This is a genomic window from Dictyobacter alpinus, from assembly GCF_003967575.1.
GTDB lineage: Bacteria > Chloroflexota > Ktedonobacteria > Ktedonobacterales > Ktedonobacteraceae > Dictyobacter > Dictyobacter alpinus.
Window position 1 is genome coordinate 1,175,331 of the sequence record NZ_BIFT01000001.1, and the last position, 20,602, is coordinate 1,195,932.

The window sequence follows — 20,602 nt, forward strand, 5'->3', positions numbered from 1 at the left end:
TATCGTCAGAAAAAAGCACTCTATCACTATCGTCTGACTTAGCGAAGAATGTAGTCCGATAAGAATAATTTGCACAGCTATAAATGCAGCAACACAGTCAGCGGCAAGCATAAGACCCCTCATAAAGAATCTTGTCGCGATCACAGTGCGCATATTCCTCCACCCTCCTATCCCATCCGCTGGCTCAAACAGACTGAGGTTTGTTAATATATTCACATCAAACACTCTCTCCCTTTGATATATTCTTTTGCCTCTCTTCTGCTCTAATTATAGCCTGTCTGGCAGGAAAGTTCATCCACTCCAGGGTGGAGAAAATGGGCCCGCAAAGATCAACCCAATATCAAACCTGACTCCGATGTATTAGCCCCACTATATAGCTATACTTGCCCATGTAAGCACGAACTGCTGAAGAAACAGAAATCAAACGAGAGAAAGCTGTTGCTAGCAATCTTTATTTATACAGTTGCTCATTACAAGAAGGAGAACCACAATGTCAACCAATACTTTACCTCTCACTCAAGTTATTGAGAAACAGCATAATGGTCTATCGCAAAAATCTATGTTATTGAAGATGTTGCCAGGTATGTTGATTAATACTGGAGCTCCCTTTCTGATTTATAGCCTGGCTTCATCACATATGTCCACTGTAAATGCTCTGCTATTGGCCAGTGCAGTACCGCTGGTGATGACCACCGTTGAACTGATCAGAAAACGTCGCGTCGACATGATGGGAGTGTTAATTGTACTGGGTTTTGTGTTGACCGCTGCCACCGCCTACATCTTCAATAGTCCCAGGCTTTTGCTCTTGCAATCAACCGTTGTCTCGGGTCTGTTCGGCCTCATCTTCCTGATCTCATTGCTGTTCCAGAAGCCCTTACTCTTCTATGTGATGCGTTCACTACGCTGCCATAATGATGCCCAGCTAATCACAAACTTCAATACCGATTGGGAGTATCCCCAGGTCCGCACTTTCTACCGCGTCCTGACCAGCTTCTGGGGATTCTTAATGGTTGCCCATGTTGCGCTACAGGTTTTACTTGTAATGACTCTATCGGTGGCTACGGTGGTGGCGCTCGGATCGATCTTGAATGTAGCAATTATTGGTGGTGGCGCAGCATTCTCACTATACTACGCTTACAAAAATCGCTCTGCGCTACAAAAGATCAAACAACAGCATGCCCAGCAATTGCACAATTAGTAATCAGGCTCGTGCAATAAAAGATCCACATTTGATGCTTAAAGGTATAGCACTTCATGAAGCTGGTGTGGAGATAATGCCGCAAATATTATCTCTACACCAGCTTCATGCTTTTATCGCTTCTTAATTTGATGTTTGCGCATCTAGATCAAGATAAGCCTTCAGCATTTGTAACTTTAGACTTATTAATCAAGTAAAAGATTAAAAAAATATACATGATAATTGAAAACACGCAATTGTTCTATGAATTGTCGTGTTGAATTGGGCTTGATCGCAACAAGACCTGGCAAAAAAATAGCCTGATTAGAGCTTTTTTGTATTACTCTAATTCAGGCTAACCTGGCTTCTGGAGCCGCTTTATATTGCTGAGTGTTCCCGACTGGAATCGAACCAGCGCCACCGGTTCCGGAGACCGGTGCTCTATCCACTGAGCTACGGGAACTTCATAGAAGATTATAACACACCTGTCAAACTTTCTCAATACGCTCCACAAGCCGCATAACGCCACATCATAGGAAAACCCCTTATAGCTCGTTTTACTGGCAAATCTAGAATGTCTTGTGACGTAAACTGTGAGCAGTATCCAGACATCAAGGTAAAAAGCTCTATGCGTATGCATCTAGCTCTGAAGGGTGGGACTTAATTAAGCGTCTGTTCTTTTCGCCCAGGAAAGACCTCGATAGAAACGCATTCGCGCTAGACCTGTTCGAGAAGAACCCTTCCCCTTGTCTAAAGTCATTTCATGAATGCCTGAAAAGCAAAGGTACAGACATTTTTGAACAGCATGGTGAGTGAATAGGCAGTGGTTAAAATGAGAATGACATGATAGAATAGCTCAAATGTTGTCTCTAGGATAAAAAAGGAATTTGTTGTATGGCATCAGTTTTGATTCTTGCAATGTGTGCCTTTCCTACCTCTTTCGAGACCCTTTGGCAAGAGGCTACTTTCTGTGGCGTCGTGCTCATCATCACAGCAAGCTTGATCTTCTGGCAGAAGCGTTCATTGAAACAATTTGGTTATGCACTTTTAATAGGAAGTACGCTTGTAGGAGGTATCTGGTCTTTCGTATTGGCAAGCGTGACCAGTCGGAACTATTTGATTTGTGCAGGAGTTCCCGGGGCAGGAGCCGACTTGGTACGTCGTGCAGATGAAAGCTATCACACCTTGCTCGTCTTTGAAGCCGTTGTAGGAGCAACCTGTATTATGACACTAATCCTTGTTCTCATCAGTGTTTTCAGCCTCTATTTCGCCTATCGGAGGAGAGAGGCACTAATTCTTATGACTGACTAACAAATAATGGCTTGCTCAAGGTTGTAGTAAAGATTTAGAGCAAAAAAAGACCAAGTCTTGTGCTCTATAAGTGCACATAGCTTGGTTTTTTTTGTACATAGAAGTTCTTCACAATACTAGCTTGAAACATCAATAATTTCAGAAATTTCGACCAGCAGAACCGGTGCTCTATCCATACATTACTAATTTTCTGAAGGTCTCTGAAATTGCTGTTTTTATCTATTGATATATATCAAAGCTTGTGGTATTCTGTGTGGGCGACGACGATTGGTGGTGTGGATAGAAGGGAGCAACTTATGATACCATTTGAACCTCATTCAACTCCTCATGATACACTGGCCTTGTATGATGTTACTCAACAACAAACTCAACCCTATTCGGCGCAGGTTGATGTTGTCGATCCCTCAATAGAAGCCGATGCTGCTCCGGTAGCAGCTGAATTAAAGCGGAAGCAGTATCTTTCGCGCGCTTTCGCATTGGGCTTAGTTCTGGCTCTAATCGCTGCTATTGTCTGGCTCTGGCAGCAACCTTCTGCAGCCTCGGCTCCTCAAGTTACAACAGCTTCGACAAGTTCGGCCACTGCTTCGGCGGATGTAACTAACTCAGATACTTCGGCAGATGGTAATATTCAGGTCTATATTACGGGTGCGGTCCAGCATCCTGGTGTCTATACTATAGCCAGCCAGTCACGTGTTTATCAGTTACTCCAGGCCGCAGGCGGTCCACAGCCAGGAGCCAATCTGGCGGCGTTAAATCTGGCGACACATTTGAGTGATGGACAGCAAATTTATGTATTGCACGCCAATGAGACTCCTGAGCCCACAAACGCTGATAGCGAAACGACAAAGATCAATATTAATACTGCCAGCGCCGATGAATTACGACAGGGACTTCAATTAAGTACGAAGTCGGCACAAACTATTATCAACTATCGTTTACAACATGGTCTATTCACATCCGTAGATACATTAGCAAAGGTTGTGAGTAAAACAATTTATGCGAAGATAAAGGATCAGGTAACGGTGTAGATGACAATACCACATGAGATTATAGTTGTGCTACAGGTTGTGGCCTGGATTGTATGTCTGGCATTAGGGATGGGTCTGGGCACCCTGGTGGGTCGCTGGTCTGGAACGCTACTGGGTTGGATGATAGCAACCTCTCTGGATGCTAATATCTCCAAAGGGGGGCGCCTGGGTAAGCGTCTAGGGACCTTTGCTGGTGTCATGCTAGGCATTGGTTGCGCGATCTTTTATGCGACTCAGTTGTCAGCTCTGGCAGCACAACAATTAACTACTCATTGACAGTTTTTCTCTGGATAGTGTCTCTCGCTAATGGGCTTTGCGTACAACATAATAAAGATTTCCCTGGCAGATCATTGCATACTGCTGCATTTTGATACTAGTGGGGATGGGTAGGGGTGGCGTGATGAAAAAGGTAGCAGGATTTCAAAGTGACTCACTATTGCAGTTACAAGGTATGTCTATTGTGGTTCTGGCTACGGCCTGGTTAATGGGCATTGTGCTTGCCTCCTGGCTTGTACTGCCCCCCTTCCTCCTACTTTGTAGCAGTGGCGTAGTAGTAGTGGCTATATTCCTGGCACGCCGGCTACCCCTCAGCCGTCTTACGTTTATCACGCTATTATGTCTGATCCTGGGAGCGTGGCGCTACACCATCATCCAGCCGGCCAATGATCCTCAGTCCATTGTCCATGCAATTGGCTCGCAGGTGGTCAAAGTAAAGGGCATGGTCAGCGACGCCCCTAAACTTGCAGGCCGGGCTCGTCAGTTAAAGATAGCGGTCAGTGCTCTTAATCGTCTGGACACAAAGGACTGGCAGGTGGTCCGTGGTATTTTAGAGGTTCAGACACCGGGTACGACGCTTGAGGATATGTATGGGGCGAACTATGGAGATATAGTAACCGTTCAGGGTAAGTTGGTCACGCCCGAGCCTCATGGGCCGGCGGATATCCAGGCCCAGATGACCTTCCCACGAATCAGTGTCAATCAGCATGGTGGCAATCCGGCTATCGTCTTTCTCTATCACTGGCGGGTCCGCTTCGCGACCATCTTGAGCCAGATATTGCCTCAACCTTATGCAGCTTTATTGATTGCCATCGTTCTCGGACTACGTACACCACAGTTGGCCCCACTATCTCAGGCCTTCAATGTTACTGGGACCGCACACCTCATTGTGCCATCAGGATTTAAAATAACTGTTCTTGCTGGCTTAATGTTGAGCTGTACACGCTGGCTCTACACGGGTCGTATCGCCGACTATCTGCCAGGATCTCCCCAACGTAGCTGGCAACGCTGGCTCAGTACCGCTATCGTACTGCTAAGTATCGCCGTCTATACGGTCCTCAGCGGCGCTGGCGCGGCCGCCATTCGTTCTGGTGTCATGGGTAGCCTGCTGGTTCTCGCCCCGCGTATCGGCCGTAGCTATAATATCTATACCGCGCTGGCTGTTACCGCCATCGGCATGAGTGTACTTGATCCAGTAGTTCTCTGGGATACGGGCTTCCAACTCTCTTTCCTGGGTACGCTGGGCATTGTGCTGTTTACCCCTTATATACAATATCCATTACGTTCCCTGGCAAAGTTTCCTGGTGGCTATTTCCTGGCGGAGACATGCGCGGTCACCATGGCGGCCCAGCTCGCTACCCTGCCAATCTTCGCCATTACGTTTGAGCAAATCTCATTTATCGCTCCCATTGCCAATATGCTAACCGTGCCCTTACTCGGTCTAAGCATTACGCTTGGGCTCCTGATCTGCCTGCTGGGACTCTTTTTCTTACCACTGGGAATGTTAGGAGGCTGGCTGGCATGGCCACTGCTATGGTATATGGGACAGAGCATTCTTTTCTGTGCTGCCCTGCCCGGTGCGTATATTACCGTTACGGCCGTCGATAATCGTATCTCCTGGCTGTACTATGTGCCTCTGACATGTACCCTGGTATACTTGCTCTACCGCTGGCCTCACGCCAAATTAACTGGCGAACACACACAGCGTAAAAAAGTTATTACCAAACGTGTCCAGCGCTGGCTTTATGTGGGTCTGGCGCTGCTCATTATCACCGTAACGGGTATAGTCTCACTTCAACAATCTCAGGCCCGCGAAAAATTCTCGCTCACCTTCCTACGCGTTGGTCCCATCAGCAAACCAGCACAGGGAGAAGCCATCTTGCTACGTACAGCAGAAAATAAAACGCTGTTAATCGATGGTGGACTCGACGCTGGTACGCTGTCTCAAGCATTGGATAGCCGCCTACCATCTTGGCAACGTAACCTGGATATGGTGATGTTGACAGTCCCCCGAGCCGAACACCTCCTGGGTCTACAAGATGTGGTGACACGCTACCGTATTAACTCTATTATCGACGCCGGAATGCTTCATCCATCCACGGCCTATGCACGCTGGCGGCGCACAATCCAGGAGCAGGGTCAACCATATCACACTGTCTCACAGGGACAAAATATTACCCTTGATCAACACACACAGCTACAGATACTCTGGCCCACGACGCAACTCCACATTAGCAACGAAACACGCGACAATACGCTCATCACACGTTTAAACATGTCAGGACTACGCATACTTTTCCTGGGAGCGGCCGCCCAGAGTCCTTATGCACTCACTCAGTTAACTACCTACACGGCGAAGAGCGCCCTCCAGGCCAATATCATACAAATTGTAGGCGATCCAGGCAAAACACTATCAAGCGCATTGATTACCCTCCTGCAAAAAGTCCAGCCTACCCTGCTGATCATTACTCCTCCAGCCAGCCAGCGCCAGTCTCAGACCACGTCCACCAAATCTCAACCAATTCACCTCCCTCCACTACTTTCAACCACCCATATACTGAGCATTCAACAACAAGGGAACATCGAAATCACCGGCAATCAAGCCGGGTGGCACCTCCAACCCATCCCATAACAGGTGGCAAGATAGTCTGCTAGCTACAACCCATGCTTGCTCAGTACGTACAAGTAAGTAACATACCTATCTTTTTGAAACTGTTTCTACCTGCTCAACAGTTCTAACAGAAAGAAGCGTTTCAAAGAGTCGTAGTATTTGCGTAACCATTGAGATCAGAGGGATCGGCAAGCCATGTTTTGTGAACGTTGCGGAAAAGAAATTGCAGAATCAACAAAAATATGCCCCGCATGTGGCAGTGTTGTCAGGCATAGGCCTCACAACAAGCATGCACATACGTCCTACAGTTCCTATGCAGAACCGGTACGACCAGCAGTAAACCAGCAGCCACGCAACTATCCACCGGTGGCCGAGGTGCCTCCGGTACAGGACAATCCGCATCTTTTTCATCAACCATATGGCAATGGTTATCAATCCTCGCCACCACCATATCAACCACCACCCGCCTATCAGGCGCATGCTCCAGGTTATGTTCCAGGCGTCAATAATAGTACATTCACGGTGACCCATAAGGACAATACGCCCTTGATCACTGAAATCATCTTCTCCCTCTTCGGCATCTTTGGGATTGGCTGGCTGATGTCACGGGAAACAACTGTGGGCGTGGCGTTACTTGTCTGTAGCTTCCTGATCTATTGGCCATTAGTGATTCTGGGTACGCTCTTTACGCTCGGCCTGGGTTTAATCTGCCTGGGACCACTGGTTATCGCGGCGATCATTGTAAATATTGTCTTACTTAACAGCACCATCAATCGCAAAGCTACGCGTTTTGTGATTACCCCTCAACAGCCACCACAACGAATGACAGTACCTCCACAGCGCCACTAATTTTTCCCCCAAAAAAAGCAGCGGCAAGAAAAAAATTTCTTGCCGCTATCAACTATCAGAAATATGTTTACTTAGGAAATGCCAGGCGACGATATTTTTCTCGGGCTTCCAGCCAGGCTTCATCGGACAGACCAAGCTTTTCGCGCAAACCATCCAGTGAGGTTCCGGCACGCAGTTGCTGGACAGCATAGGTATCACGCAACAATTGCAGCGTCACACGCTTCTTGATATCCGCGGCACTGACTGCACGAGCCAGGATGTAGTTTAAATTGCGATCAGTGCAGGGAAAAACAACATCCGTTACCCGATAGCTTTGCAGGTAGCGGCGGAAGATATCTGTGAATTCAGCAGGTAGAGCGATACGACGTTCACGATGCTGCTTATTGGCTGATGCGGCAAAACGCACAGAGACCAGTGGAGTGAGAGGATCAATCAAATCAATATGATGCACTTTCAAGCCCATCACTTCTTCCTTCTTGAGTCCTGCTCGTAAGATCAAGTAGACCAGACAATGGCAACGTGCATCTTCCTGAGCTGCCTTTAACAAACTACGTACCTCATCATACGTCAACACATCAGGCAGGGGTGGCTGTGGACGCTCCAGGGTCAAACTTGAAGATGGATTTTCGCGAATAATGTTCTCGCGCTCCAACCAGGTAAAGAAATTCTTGAGGAAGGTGACACGCCGAGCCATCGTTTTAGGGGCCAGCGTCACACCGGGAGTCCCAAACTTCAAATTCATCAGCCAGTCAGTTACCATATCTTTCGTCACACGGCCAACCGGCAGATCCGCTCCCATAAATTTAACTAGCATCTTTAAATCCGAGAGGAAGCATGTCACGGTATAATTGGATTTGCCACGCAGCACCAATTCTTTTCGATACGGCTCAATAAAAGCGGCTAAACTTGTTTGATCGGTGAGTGATGCTATATGCTCAGGTGGAGACGCCGGAGCCTCAGGCTCATCTCCTTCATCATCAAGCACAATGGGAGTTCCAAAAAGGTTATCCTGTTCAACCATCTTCTCTTCAGTCTGTACCGCGATAGGCTGTGTTTCCTGCTCAGAATCCTTCTGCATTGTTAGCTCCTCACTACTTTTTATATTCTTTTTGCAATCTCTTTTTCAGCACAACGCATGTTATGTACGCCTCACCACCCGGACCGATGGCTGGTCAGGCTCGGCGGCAATGCGCATGTTGATCCGCATTCCGTCACTCCTGCGCGTGACATACATATGTATTTCATTATAGCAGAACATTAGAAGATAGCAAAGCATCCCTTTTTAGCTAAAATGCGTCTCTCTAGCGTATCGCCTTGCAAAAAAGCAAAGCCATCCTGTAAGCACAGGATGGCTTTAAAGATAGCTTTATTTTTGTATGAGAAGCAGACCTGGAGCTACTCTTCTTCTCTCACATCCAGATCTTCTTCTTCCCATTCATCTGCGTTGTCGTCCTCATCCTCATTGTATTCAAATTCAGTTAGTTCATCCATATTCGAATAGTCGGTTAAGTACGATTCGCGGCGGATCTGAATTGTCGGATGAATCGTTGGAAAAGGCTTTAACCCTTCAAGCGCATTGGGGCCAGCCATCTGCAATTCAGGAGTTGGAGAACTTTCTCGCACTAAAACGTTCTCTTCCATAGCCACAGATTCAAATCCCAGACGCCGCAGGTCCATTACCATTCCGGGCCAGATATCTTCGGTGTCAATAGCCCACCATTCGCGACCCATGTAGCGTACCGGGCGGACACGCAAAGGTCGGTTTCTCAGCTCGTCCAGAACGGCTATAAGTGTTGTTGATCCCACGAAGCACCTCCAATAATTAATGTGGAGAGACTTGTATCTCGTATCTCCGGCCTTTGGCATCCTTTTTGGGATACTCATAAACCTGAACACCTAGTTGCCTAATGATACCACGCTTTTCTCTGTAATTCAAAGGCAAATTAGGATTTCGTCGAATACTTTTACAGCAGATAGTAAATATCTGCTGCTCCCCTTTTATTTTTCACGAATAACTTGCTAGCTTTTATCAACTTTACGAGAGTTCTTGAACGATTTCGCTTAAACTATCCGTTTATCAGGGAAGCTCTGCTAAAATTATACCACGTATAGTCGCGCTTAGCACTGAAAGAAATAGCATAGTTCCATGTGAACCGTTCAAAAACACTTTTATTTATACACCTATATGATATCTATTTCTTTTTGAGATGGGTAGATGCGGATAATTAATGAGAGAAAAACCGATCATTTCCATCGTCTTATTATAGAGAACAATTCCGCCCCCACCACACATTCCATAAAGACAAACAAATACAAACAGAATGGTATTATTTCATTGACGCTCAACAATATGCACATGCATAATTACTACAATAGTACGCTTGCGGTACATACATCTTTAAACTAATGGAGGTGGCAAATGCGATGAGCCAAACTGGAAAATTTTTTCGGGCGCGTAATGTGCCACGCGCAACCCTGCGACGACTTCGGGTTATCCCTAGCTATTTTTTCCTGGTCTGGCGCTGGAGTATGTGGCTTTACGCCTTCATTGTGATCGTTTTCTCACAACCCAGCTACATCGATACGCCAGCTGTAAATTATAAATCGATGGCGACCCTGCTGTTAACGATTACGTTTATTGAAACGCTCATCGTGACACTCTATGCGCCTGTTTTGCAGATTGTGTTTCCACGCCTGCTTTCCAGCGCATCCAGGCAACGCAAGGAGCAGGAGCAACTGGAACGGCTACATCAACAAGCTGAGGATGACGCCGAGATCCTTCCTCCATTTATGCAGACACGTAACCACTATTGGAATATTGCTATTTATAGTGCGGATGTTATTATTTGTGGCCTGATCATGTATTATAGTGGACCGTTTTCTAATCCACCCTTCGGACTTGGCTCACCTTTTTATCGTTATGGTATGTCGACTGTATTTGCCGCCGCCGCGGCCTTCCGTTACAGAGGCGGACTCATTGCGGCTCTAGGCTATGATCTGTTCGCACTGCTCGGTATGTTTGTCCATGCTCCTGGCGCGGTCCCCTATACGCCAAACGCGGTTGATGTCGTCGGCTCATTAATTGATACTCCCATCTTAGCCATTCTGGTAGCGTATCTATCCAATCTGCTGGAGAACTATGCCCGTAGTAAGCGTCTGGAACGCGAGAACGCACGTACACAGGCTGCGCTGGTGCACATTGGTGAAACATTACTTAAGAGCACTGGTGATCGTCAGGAGCTCTTACAGCGCAGTATCAAGCCCATCCAAAACGGTCGCTTTGATCGCCTGACCATTGTGCTTATCGATCTGCAACAACATGAAGATGCCCCTGTTGGAGTGGGCACAACTCAGTCCAATATGATTACCTGTACCGAGACAGCCTTGCCTTCAGAACAGTTGCCACATGATAGTGAAAGCTTGTTACAAAAGGTGCTGCGGTCCAGGCAAAAGTTCATGAGCTTTGAACCACTGGAAAATGAACATAGCGGCATTGCCCGCTTGTATTTACCGCTGCATAAAGATGGTCACATACAACTGGTACTGGCGGCTGAGAGCATAAGGATGACTCCTTTTAGACCACAACACGAGAAGTTCCTGACTATCGCTGGCACACAGCTTCTGGTGGCATTAGAAAATATCCGTCTGGCAGAACAAACGGTACAACTGGCCGCCGATGCTGAGCGTGGTCGTATTGCCCGCGATATTCATGATGGCATTGCGCAGCTCACCTATATGCTCAGTCTTCAAGCTGAGACATGTGAGGCCCAGGCCCAACGTATTATCGAGGCTTCCGAAGAGGATGCGGAATTGCTCGCGCCGCTGGCGGAGCGGCTGGGCAAGATGGTCACGATCTCTAAACAGGCTCTGTGGGAGACCCGCAATTATATGTTCTCACTCAAACCTTTGATGAGTGGCACGACTACCCTGACACAGATGCTCAGTAACCAGTTACGTGAATTCCAGGCTATCAGCGACCTTCCCACCCATCTAACGGTCGAGGGGTCTGATGCCAGTTATGAGGAACAACGTCTGCGCTCACGCCGTTATGCACAGATTGGGACCACCTTCTTTCGCATTGTCCAGGAGGCGCTCACCAATGCCTATAAACACGCCCATGCAACTCGGCTGGATGTCTACCTACGCTATCAATCCGACCATATTGAAGTTGACATATGTGATAACGGCCGTGGACTTCCCACGCCAGCCTCCAACGATCCCCAGCAGGCCATTGAAGAACCACACATCCTATCCGGACACGGCATGGGTGGGATGCGGGAGCGCACAACCGAGCTTGGGGGGGATTTCAGTGTCTTATCGCCAGCTACTGGCGGCACGACAATACGAGCAAGCATACCACTTTAGCCAGATCAGAACCACTTTAGCCAGCCAAAAAGGAGTTTGCCATGGCCCGAATACGTTTGATGATAGTCGATGATCATGAAGTTGTACGCCTGGGTATGCGTGCCGCCTTTGAACTTGAACCAGATATACATGTTGTAGGTGAGGCCAGTAATGGCGCCGAAGCTCTGGCCAAGATTTCAGTCCTGATGCCAGAGGTCATCCTGATGGATGTACGAATGGAGAAGATGGGCGGCATTGAGGCCTGCCGTGAGATTAGAAGCGAGCATCCACAGATTGCCGTGTTGATGATTACCTCTTATCCAGACGATGAGGCTGTCACCGCCTCGATTCTAGCCGGTGCCAGTGGTTATCTGCTTAAAAATGTGAGCCGCACAGAATTACTGAAAGCCGTACGGCAGGTTGCCATTGGACAATCCTTGCTCCAGCCTGAGTCCAGTCAGAAGGCCATTACACAGATGAATTCGCTGGCCTCCCACTCAACATCAATTCCAGGCAATGATTTAACCGAGCGCGAACGCGAAGTCCTTGCTCTGATCGCGCGCGGCTATACCAATAAACAGATCGCCGAAGCGCTCTACCTGAGCGAGAAAACCGCGCGCAACCATGTCAGCCATATCCTGGAGAAGCTTGGCCTCTCCCGGCGTAGCGAGGCTGCCGCATACGCAGTCGAGCATAAATTAACGACGCCACGCAGGCAGAATAATTAATGCCCCTCCAACCCGGTGTCTATCCGCTCAAGCGAGCGGGTAAACACTGAGGTTGCTATACAGAACTTTAGTGGCATCGCCTTTATCCAGGCTGGCTAAAAAGCCAATATTGCCTGTATTTATCGTATCATCTTGAATCGGTGCCGGTTGATAGACGCCATTGATATACAGGAGAATGGTGTTATCACGAGCAATTACTTGCAAGCGATTTTTCTGCGTCCCTGTCTTTAGTGCCGTAGTATTGGTCCAATCACGCAACACATTCATCGATCCCAGGTCATAATTCTTAGAGACAGAGATTTTATAATTGCCCTTATCATCAATTTCGAAGAGATATCCACTCAACGGCGTCGTCCCCATGCGGAAAAAGAGTCCACCTGAATGGCCGCTTTGAATTGAGACGTCAACCTGAACAGCAAAATTCTGAAATTGCTTTGCCGCCTCATGGCATTGCGCAAACGCATTCAAGCGCGAGGCCCGCACAAGATATCCATTATCTTGAAACGTGCAGCTTACAGCATTTTCGTCCCATTGCGCTGCCTGGGTATCGGCATTGTCTTTATTGTTCAATGGATCGGTATAAAGAGGCTGGGCCGCCGTGGCGGTCTGGATAACTCCTGCTGTGGCGCTGGCATTGGCCTGCACTGTGGCTGTAGCATTGGCTTTGGCTGTAGCGGTCGCCTGTTTTTTCTGGGTTGCCGTTGCTTTAGCATTAACCACCGCGGTCGCTGTAGTATTAGCGACCGCGGTCGCTGAACCGTTAGCCTGGGCCAGAGCCGTCGAAGTGCCGATCTGGGCGGTCGCCTGCAGATTCGGCGTCGCAGTCGGGACCGTAGGAGTAGTAACGGTCGCGCGATGATTAATATTATTATTTACTGCATAGGAAATAAAGACACCCATAATCAGTAAAGCCAGTAGAGCCATAATGGTGACAATCCAGGCCTGGCTACGGGCGGTCCGATTTTTCTGCGGAACTGGTGGCGGATAATATGGAGCCGGTTCAGGATACGCACCTGGGGCCGCTCCATAGTAGCCTGTAGCTGGCGCTGAAACGGCGGGCATGGGCCGACTGGTGCGTGGATACGAGGCTGGTGGTGGTACACCTTGCCACGAGGCCGCACTCACTGCATCAGCCTGCTGCCGCCGCTGGGGAGTAGCAACGGGCAGGGCCGCGGTTGCTTTAGCGGTGGTGGCCCGACAGAAAGCAGTAGCCAGCTCACTGGCAGTACCATAGCGCATTTCTGGCCGTTTCTCCAACGCTCGCAAGACAACGTTCTCAACGGCAACGGGGAGATCAGGCACGTATGTACGTGGGGATGGCGGCAATTTATTCACATGCATCGCTACCACAGCAATCTGGTTCTCCGCCACAAATGGCAGATGGCCCGTCACCATCTCAAAGAGCAGGACACCCAGAGAATAATAATCACTACGCGCATCGGCCCGATAATTCGATTCAAAGAGTTCTGGCGCGATGTAATCAACGGTTCCCAGCACATTACCGGTACTGGTTAACTGTGTGGAATCCGAGGCCGTACGCGCAATACCAAAGTCAGCCAGGTAACAGCGTCCATCGGCATCTAAAAGCACATTGGAAGATTTAATATCACGATGGATAATACCTTGCTCATGCATATAATCCAGAGCATCGGCGATATCACGCAGGTAGTTACAGGCCTGCTTCAGTGAAAGAGCCGAACGGCGCACACGGCCTCGTAACGTTCCACCGTCCATGAATGGCATCACGATATAATATGCATTCATGCCATCAATACGGCAGGTTCCTGTGTCATAGACAGGCATCAGATGCGGATTGTGGAGGGATGCCATCAACTGGGCTTCACGAATAAAGCGCCTGAGCAGATCTTCATCCTCGCGTTTAAACACCTTTACAGCAACTTCACGCTCAAAGTGAGGATCATATGCCCGATAGACATCTGCCATTCCACCTCGTCCTGTGAGTTCCTGTAATTCATACCGATCGAGGGTTCTTCCCTCCAGGTCTGCCATAACTTACTCCAATAACCCCAAAAGCAAACAGATTATGCCTGCTGCCATTTTTTTTGATACATACAAGATATAAAACGATCTTACATGCGTTTCGTTGCTATATCTTGAGATTCCCTATCATAAAGATACAACGAAATGTGTGTATAAAAATAAAGGATGTCGTACAGTCAAAAAAAAGATGCGTCATGATAAGAGGGTCTGTTGACGCACCGGTGACCATCACGACCACCCCTTTATGCTGTTTGTGTTTGTTTGATTGAGATGAAGGGAATGAATAATGCGCTTCCAAAATCTTTTTTAGCGAAAAACTACGTTCACAATACAATAGTGAGGCAAACCTTGCCTTACACAAGTGTATGCCTCACTATATCACGAACCGGTCTCTTTCCTCAATGTGTCAGGTGCATCTGTGCCTGGCTATACTACATTAGAGTTTTACGTACAGGCGTGTCGCAGGATCATAGCGGTAAATGGGATCACCGGCATGATAACTCAAACGCCCTCCATGCTCTTGTAGCCAGACCAGGATCTGCGTTCCAGCTGGCGCTTTAATCTTATAATGCCAGTGGTCCAATGCATTCGATCCAGCTACCCCGAATAACCAGGATCCACCATCCGTATCAATGCTATTGGGATCCAACTGGCTACAGGCTAACGAGTCATCATCATGGGTATCATTAGCTTGAAAATCACAGGCCTGCAATGCCATACCATTCAAGCTTGCATTTGGATCAGCATAAGGATAATTCGGGAAGTTGGGAATCGCCTTACGAGCCAGCCTGGCCTGGGTCCAGATCCATGCACCCGGATGGAGTGAAAGGGTGGTATGCACCGTCAGGCGCACCTTGACTTCTGGTGTGATGCGCACAGTTAACAGACAACCATGGGAACAATCGGGGGCATACTCTTCTTTTGATTGTACCTTGATCAATGGTGTCGGCAAAACTTCACGAGCCGTGGCAGGCTCGATCTTGAGCAAAACTCCTCCCAGAGCGACCAACGGATATTGCGGTGAGAGATGCATAGTCATACCCGGCTGTAGCCGATGACAATCCAGTCCCACATCTTTACCAAGCTGCTGTACAGTTGAAGGATTCGTATCACTGAATATCTCACTTGCACCGAGCATATTCATCTTATAGGTTAAAACGGCGTCACAGTTATCACCTTCCCCAATGGTATGCTCAATGACACCGACGCGCGGCAAGACAGTTGGGAAGGCTGGCAAGGGGGTCGGTGTTGGTTCGTTGGAGACATTCGACAACGTGTAGAACATATTGGTCACAGATGATAGGACGCCACTCCCCGCATGGGCACCATAGATAAAAGTAGGAACCGCAAGGACGATCATAATGGGCAATATTACAATTAATTTCCATGGTATGGAAATAAAAAAGATATGTAGGTTTTCTCTTGGCGTGCTTTTTGGATGAAAACGACGAGCCATGAACGACTCCAATCTAAACTAGTCTTATCCCACACGCATTATAGCAGGGAATGACGGCAAGAACTATCAATCAAAATAGGAATAGTACCTGTATATACTAAAAAGTATGCAGGCAATCATTCCAGGCTATCTGTAAAAAAGAGTACCTATTCCTTTTGGCATCATCTTGTATCAATACATCTAGTGCTGCTGATTTCATCTACTCTACCTCCTTTCTTATAAGCGCACAATGACATGTCATGTCAGCTCTATGTAAGATGCGCAACAGAGGATTATCTACTTATTTATTCGGCCAGACGGCAGGTTTTTGATAGACAAAACAGTAGGCAAAAAGGACTATTCTCCTCCCCCCCCTTCCAGACATCATCCTTTGCGAATTGTTCTCCCTTCTCCATCATAAGTACTACAGAAATAAACATATTCTAATGAAGCCCACCCCCATTGGAAAGCGTACAGCCAGCCACACGCAGGTGCTAAAGCACCCATCTTTCTTTTACATGTGCTGTCAAATGGTGCGCAAAGCGCACCATTTGACAGCACATGTAAAACCGTTGAAGCGCACAGAGGCGCGAAAACAATGCTCGGTGAATCTCGGACTTCTTAAGCATCGTTCAAATCATTGTGACACTTTGAACCGTAGTGCCAGGCCATAAAAAAAGGTTTTTGAGCCTGATAAGGATGATCTTTGACTTTCCAAACTGTCACATCCTTTCAAGCTCGTTCTGAACCATGCATAAGGAAGCTAAATAACGCCATGTGCAAGTTTTCCACATACCCACTCTTTTGAGGAGGAACATGGCGTTATTGAGAAGACCACAAGAGAGAAGCTCAGCACATCTGGTACTGAGCTTCTCTCTTGTTTTGGTAGGGATACGCTTTTAGCTCGCTTGCCTGGCCATATAGGCGTGGATCGCGCGTAGGATGCGCTCAGGCGTAAAGGGGAGTTGGCGAATACGAATATCCACAGCATCGAAAATAGCATTGGAGATGGCGGGAGCAATGCCATACAGGGCAATGCCGGCCACAGCTCGGGCACCAAATAGTTCAGAGGTATCGTTCGATTCAATCAGATAGGTTTGCAACTCCGGCATCTCTATAGCGGAGAAGAGATGGGAGTCCTGCCAGCTGGTAATCAGTGGCACACCATCAGCATCATAGAACATCTCTTCACTGATGCTTCTTCCCAGGGCCTGAGCCACGTCTCCTTCAACCTGTACCTCTAAGAGCGCGGGATTGATAGGGCGACCGGCGTCAATAGCCGTGATGGCTTTTACAATGCGAATACCACCGGTCTCGATATCTACTTCGACTTCTATTCCCTGAACAGCGAAGGTCAGTGGCATCTGCTGAGCCTTCCAGGAGGCAGTAGTCATAAGTTGACGATTCTCGGTATACATGGCCTGCATCGCAACCTGGGCCATGGTGACCTGCGCACCATGTGCACCCCGAATAATGCCGTTATTGATCTTCAAGGTTTCGGGTACTACACCGAGCATACGGGCAGCCACCATCATAATCTGGCGTCTGATCTGCTCGGTCGCTTTCTTGACGACATTGCCACCCATGTAAAAGGCCGCAACGTCATTGGCACTATTTTCAAAGGGAGCCACGCTGGTATCAGCATTATGCAACAGGATGTCGCTGCTAGTAACACCCAGTACTTCGGCGGCGATCTGGCTCAAGAAGGTGTTCAACTGAGTCCCATTTTCGCTGCGGCCAGCAAAGAGATCAAAGGAACCATCTTCATTTAGTTTAATACTGGCTCCACTGGTGCTATTAACGATACCGGCATCGCCATAAAAGGAGATAGCCATACCTACGCCGCGTCGATAGCGATCATTGCTTTTTTGTCCACGTTTGGCCTTCCAGCCTAATTTCTCCTCAACCTGGCGCAGGCAGGCGGCCAGCTCGCAATTCTCGATCACAATATTGCTACCGTTGCTTCCGCCCACGGTCGGCGGTAATGGATAGCGGTCGCCCACCTTCAGGCAGTTGCGGCGACGTAGCGTCAACGCATCTATACCCAGTTGACGCGCCACATCATCCAGATGACTCTCCAGGGCCAGATACTCATGCTGTAACTCATACCCCTGGGATGAACTGGCTGGCGCATGGTTAGTATAGAGGACTTCAGCCAGGAAACGCATATTCTGGCAGGGATAGAGGGCAAGAGCATTAACGGCCTGGATCGCATTAGTTAGCACATGGGTAGCATATGCACCTGTATCTGCCAGGACCACCATCTGGCTGGCCACCAGGGTTCCATCACGTCGGAAGCCTGTTTTCATACGCAAAATATATTGTTGCCGCATATGGTTATGCTGGAACTCTTCAGCCCGTGAGTATTCTAACTTGACGGGACGTTTGGTGACCATGGTGAGCAAGGCACAAAGATCCTCGCCCTCCATATGCTGCCGCGCACCAAAATTACCACCAATTTCTGGCTGCTCAACCCGAATGCGGCGCATGGGCAAACCAATCACCTGAGCCAGGGTCCGCCGTAAATAATGTGGCAGCTGACTATTTGTGCGTACGACCAGATACTCTTCAGGATCAAAATAGGTGATAACGCTATACTTCTCAAGCGGTGCCTGTTGCGTTGGTGGCACCAGATATTCTGTCTCTATGACATGCTCGGAGGCCGCAAAACCTTTCTCAACATCTCCAACTTCTGTACGTACCCTGGCAGCGATGTTGCGGGTTGCATCTAAAATACCATGCGACTCGCCTTCAGCATGGATTCTTGCGGCTCCTTGAGCCATAGCCTGGCGCGGATCCAGAATGACTGGCTGCGCCTCATATTCAACGTTTATTAACGTTAGCGCCTGCTCGGCTATTTCGGCGGTCTCCGCCACGACGACGGCCACACGATCTCCAACATAGCGCATCACATAATCCAGACAGTACTGATCGCGCAATGGCTCTTCACTCCCAATACGCTCGATGCTGGAATAGGGTACGCGCGGCACATCCTTATATGTTAGTACTGCCAGGACACCTGAGAGGGCCTGGGCGTGTGAGACATCGATCGCTCGAATGACGGCATGGGCATGCGGGCTGGTCAAAATACGTGCATAGGCCATGCGGTTCAATGTCTGGTCTCCGGCAAACATCGTCTTGCCAGTTGTAGCTTTGAGCGCATTGCTGGCCGGGGTCGCGGTCCCCATTACTTGCAGCGGGATGCGCGGGCGCGGGACAACCGGCGCTGCTGCCGTGCTGGCTGCCGCCAGCATTTGTGGTGTCAACGTTGGAATCTTGGTGGTAACGGCTCCGATCTTGGTCGTCGTGCCACTGGACACCAGGCCTGGCTGCTTATCAGTATCACCATCCATCTGGCCCACATGCTGCTCATCGGCTGAAATAATGGCATGTTTAACGGGCTCGGCTTTATCGCCGCGCATAAGGGCCGCGGCACGTAGAACTGCCTGTACAGGTTTGGCATAACCGGTGCAGCGGCAGAGATTACCTGACAAAGCGTCACGCACATCTTCTTCCGAAGGTGTGGGATTACTCTGTAACAGGGCCTGGGCCGAGAGCAACATACCAGAAGTACAAAAGCCGCAGCCGACTGCTCCCAGTTCAATAAAGGCAGACTGCAAAGGATGTAGCTTCTCAGCAGAGCCCAGATTTTCCACGGTTGAGAGGCTACATCCTCCAACCTGGGCTGCCAGCATCACACAACTGGGTCGCGGCACACCATCCACCAGCACGGTGCAAGCGCCACATTCACCCGTTTCACAGCCATGCTTGACGCTGGTATATCCCTGACGACGCAATAAAGAAAGTAATGACTCATTGGGGGCAGCTTCGATACCCTCAGTGACTCCATTAATACGTAATTCGAGTTCCATCTAGCTTCTTCTTTCCGATGTGACCATGCTGCGCCAATTGGCTATATTCATCGCCTCTTCCAGCGCACGATACGCCAGCCCCATGCCACTTACACGCCGATAGCTGCTACTGGCACGGAGATCTGCCGGTGGACGAAATGTCGCCATACCTTCCTGCAACAAGGAGAGAAGCTTCTGACTATTGAGTGGATTCATGACGGGTGTGCCTTCGAGCAGCCGCTCAACGGCGAGCAGGCGCTCCGGTTCCATTGAGGCTCCTCCCATAGCCAGACGCACCTTTCGATAGCTATTGCCTTCAATCTCAATTACCGCCGCGGCATTTAAGAGGGCCACATCCGCAGGAGTGCGACTGACACGCATAAATGAGGCCCCACTACTTAAACTCGGACGAGGCACGATAGCCTCAATAATCAATTCACCAGGGAGGCGCTCAATCGTTACCTCACGACATGGGATACGGCGCTCTTGCTTGCCTTTGTAGACCACACCGGCCAGGGACAGCCCTGGTCGCTCGTTGGTGCCACCGCTCAGATCTACCTGCGTTTTTGAGCCTGAGCGCACCAGGACCTCAGCATCCAGCGCCACCAGTGCGGTCAGCAGATCGGCATGCGATTTGATGCCGGCTCCGATCGTTCCACCAATGGTCGCGCTATTGCGAATCAGACGAGATGAAGAGGAGGCAGAGGCTGACCGCATCAGCAACCCTGTAGCAAAGTCTTTAAGCAGGGGGGATTCCACCAACTGCTGCAGGGTAGTCATCGCGCCGATATGCAGACCGCGCGCATCTTCAGAAATATAGGCCAGTTCCAGATCACGTAAATCCACAACAGCTTCAATACTGTCATCTTGTATACCCAGGAGATACGTTCCACCAGCCAGTGGCACGGTCTTCACATCCAGACGGCCTAGCAGAAGGAGGACATCATCGATATCCTCCGCCCAATGATATTCAATCAGCTCCAGTAGCATG

General features: G+C 49.0%; 14 protein-coding genes and 1 tRNA gene. 8 read left to right on the top strand and 7 right to left on the bottom strand.

Translation table 11 applies throughout. The features are described 5' to 3' along the window. Positions 1-490 precede the first annotated feature (490 nt). A complete protein-coding gene (locus tag EL633_RS04675; protein ID WP_126626077.1) occupies positions 491-1,198 on the top strand; it encodes a VC0807 family protein in 708 nt (235 codons plus the stop codon). Between the two features lie 370 nt (positions 1,199-1,568). Here the strand turns inward: EL633_RS04675 and EL633_RS04680 are convergent. Next, a tRNA-Arg gene (locus EL633_RS04680) sits at positions 1,569-1,640 on the bottom strand. Positions 1,641-2,071: 431 nt separating this feature from the next. Here EL633_RS04680 and EL633_RS04685 point away from each other — a divergent pair. The 5 genes from EL633_RS04685 (at position 2,072) to EL633_RS04705 (ending at position 7,252) form a co-directional block, all read left to right on the top strand. Beyond that, positions 2,072-2,488, top strand: a complete 417-nt coding sequence (locus tag EL633_RS04685; protein ID WP_126626078.1) for a hypothetical protein — start codon at positions 2,072-2,074, stop codon at positions 2,486-2,488. A 296-nt stretch (positions 2,489-2,784) separates the two neighbouring features. Beyond that, positions 2,785-3,516, top strand: a complete 732-nt coding sequence (locus tag EL633_RS04690) for a ComEA family DNA-binding protein (RefSeq protein WP_126626079.1) — start codon at positions 2,785-2,787, stop codon at positions 3,514-3,516. Continuing rightward, positions 3,517-3,792 (top strand): hypothetical protein, encoded by a 276-nt coding sequence (locus EL633_RS04695; protein WP_126626080.1) that lies wholly within the window; start codon positions 3,517-3,519, stop codon positions 3,790-3,792. 124 nt (positions 3,793-3,916) lie between these two features. Next, positions 3,917-6,424, top strand: a complete 2,508-nt coding sequence (locus EL633_RS04700) for a ComEC/Rec2 family competence protein (RefSeq protein ID WP_161981947.1) — start codon at positions 3,917-3,919, stop codon at positions 6,422-6,424. Positions 6,425-6,598: 174 nt separating this feature from the next. Beyond that, entirely contained in the window at positions 6,599-7,252 is a 654-nt protein-coding gene (locus EL633_RS04705; RefSeq protein WP_126626082.1) for a zinc ribbon domain-containing protein, read from the top strand. A gap of 67 nt (positions 7,253-7,319) precedes the next feature. On the opposite strand, the gene EL633_RS04710 is transcribed toward EL633_RS04705, so the two are convergent. Both EL633_RS04710 and EL633_RS04715 read right to left on the bottom strand, forming a co-directional pair. Next, positions 7,320-8,330, bottom strand: a complete 1,011-nt coding sequence (locus EL633_RS04710; RefSeq protein ID WP_126626083.1) for a tyrosine-type recombinase/integrase — start codon at positions 8,328-8,330, stop codon at positions 7,320-7,322. 317 nt (positions 8,331-8,647) lie between these two features. Continuing rightward, the gene (locus EL633_RS04715; RefSeq protein ID WP_126626084.1) at positions 8,648-9,007 is read right to left on the bottom strand and encodes a hypothetical protein; all 360 of its coding nucleotides are present in this window, start codon (positions 9,005-9,007) and stop codon (positions 8,648-8,650) included. A gap of 669 nt (positions 9,008-9,676) precedes the next feature. On the opposite strand from EL633_RS04715, the gene EL633_RS04720 reads away from it, so the two are divergent. Together EL633_RS04720 and EL633_RS04725 are read left to right on the top strand one after the other, a co-directional pair. Continuing rightward, positions 9,677-11,617 (top strand): GAF domain-containing sensor histidine kinase, encoded by a 1,941-nt coding sequence (locus EL633_RS04720; RefSeq protein ID WP_161981948.1) that lies wholly within the window; start codon positions 9,677-9,679, stop codon positions 11,615-11,617. Between the two features lie 41 nt (positions 11,618-11,658). Next, positions 11,659-12,324: a response regulator gene (locus EL633_RS04725; protein ID WP_161981949.1), complete on the top strand. Its 666-nt coding sequence runs from the start codon at positions 11,659-11,661 to the stop codon at positions 12,322-12,324. Positions 12,325-12,351: 27 nt separating this feature from the next. Here EL633_RS04725 and EL633_RS04730 read toward each other — a convergent pair whose 3' ends face one another. The 4 genes from EL633_RS04730 to EL633_RS04745 form a co-directional block, all read right to left on the bottom strand. After that, on the bottom strand, positions 12,352-14,334 hold the full coding sequence (locus EL633_RS04730) for a protein kinase domain-containing protein (RefSeq protein WP_126626086.1): 1,983 nt from the start codon (positions 14,332-14,334) through the stop codon (positions 12,352-12,354). 427 nt (positions 14,335-14,761) lie between these two features. Then, positions 14,762-15,694 (bottom strand): hypothetical protein, encoded by a 933-nt coding sequence (locus tag EL633_RS04735; protein ID WP_126626087.1) that lies wholly within the window; start codon positions 15,692-15,694, stop codon positions 14,762-14,764. A 965-nt stretch (positions 15,695-16,659) separates the two neighbouring features. After that, the gene (locus EL633_RS04740; RefSeq protein ID WP_126626088.1) at positions 16,660-19,632 is read right to left on the bottom strand and encodes a molybdopterin-dependent oxidoreductase; all 2,973 of its coding nucleotides are present in this window, start codon (positions 19,630-19,632) and stop codon (positions 16,660-16,662) included. Beyond that, positions 19,633-20,601 carry an FAD binding domain-containing protein gene (locus EL633_RS04745; protein ID WP_126626089.1) on the bottom strand — a complete coding sequence of 323 codons (969 nt, stop codon included), beginning with the start codon at positions 20,599-20,601 and terminating at the stop codon, positions 19,633-19,635. Position 20,602 lies beyond the last annotated feature (1 nt).

Excerpts from the sequence above, each read along its gene's own strand:
- EL633_RS04695 (WP_126626080.1), top strand. The coding sequence starts at position 3,517 with ATGACAATACCACATGAGATTATAGTTGTGCTACAGGTTGTGGCCTGG.
- EL633_RS04700 (WP_161981947.1), top strand. The coding sequence starts at position 3,917 with ATGAAAAAGGTAGCAGGATTTCAAAGTGACTCACTATTGCAGTTACAA.
- EL633_RS04745 (WP_126626089.1), bottom strand. The coding sequence starts at position 20,601 with ATGCTACTGGAGCTGATTGAATATCATTGGGCGGAGGATATCGATGAT.
- EL633_RS04710 (WP_126626083.1), bottom strand. The coding sequence starts at position 8,330 with ATGCAGAAGGATTCTGAGCAGGAAACACAGCCTATCGCGGTACAGACT.
- EL633_RS04720 (WP_161981948.1), top strand. The coding sequence starts at position 9,677 with ATGAGCCAAACTGGAAAATTTTTTCGGGCGCGTAATGTGCCACGCGCA.
- EL633_RS04730 (WP_126626086.1), bottom strand. The coding sequence starts at position 14,334 with ATGGCAGACCTGGAGGGAAGAACCCTCGATCGGTATGAATTACAGGAA.
- EL633_RS04740 (WP_126626088.1), bottom strand. The coding sequence starts at position 19,632 with ATGGAACTCGAATTACGTATTAATGGAGTCACTGAGGGTATCGAAGCT.
- EL633_RS04685 (WP_126626078.1), top strand. The coding sequence starts at position 2,072 with ATGGCATCAGTTTTGATTCTTGCAATGTGTGCCTTTCCTACCTCTTTC.
- EL633_RS04705 (WP_126626082.1), top strand. The coding sequence starts at position 6,599 with ATGTTTTGTGAACGTTGCGGAAAAGAAATTGCAGAATCAACAAAAATA.
- EL633_RS04675 (WP_126626077.1), top strand. The coding sequence starts at position 491 with ATGTCAACCAATACTTTACCTCTCACTCAAGTTATTGAGAAACAGCAT.
- EL633_RS04725 (WP_161981949.1), top strand. The coding sequence starts at position 11,659 with ATGGCCCGAATACGTTTGATGATAGTCGATGATCATGAAGTTGTACGC.
- EL633_RS04690 (WP_126626079.1), top strand. The coding sequence starts at position 2,785 with ATGATACCATTTGAACCTCATTCAACTCCTCATGATACACTGGCCTTG.